Source organism: Mesorhizobium sp., assembly GCF_005063415.1.
In the GTDB taxonomy this organism is placed as follows: domain Bacteria; phylum Pseudomonadota; class Alphaproteobacteria; order Rhizobiales; family Rhizobiaceae; genus Mesorhizobium.
On sequence record NZ_SUEG01000211.1, the window covers coordinates 1 to 273 of the forward strand.

Annotated in this window: 1 pseudogene; it reads right to left on the reverse strand. The window is 64.5% G+C overall.

Annotated features, from left to right (window positions below):
* Positions 1-61 precede the first annotated feature (61 nt).
* Positions 62-273, reverse strand: a pseudogene (locus E5W70_RS29830) (thiamine/thiamine pyrophosphate ABC transporter permease ThiP); the annotation flags it as partial.

Genomic DNA, 273 nt, shown 5'->3' on the forward strand with positions numbered 1-273 from the left:
TTATCGAGCCGCACGGCCGCGCCTTTTTCGACCGAAATGGATCGTTCCGGGCTGATCGGCATCATGATTTCTCCCCCCTTCCCAGCCAGTCCGCGGCCAACACTAGCGCCAGGCACACAAGGCCGAGCAGCAGCGCCAGCCCGGCCGCATCCTCGGTGCGGTAACTGCCCATGCGCGCCAGCAGCAGATAGGGCAAGGTCTGCACGGAATCGCTGCCGAACAGCGCAATGACGCCGAGATCGCCGAGCGACAGCGCCATTGCGAAAGCGAAGC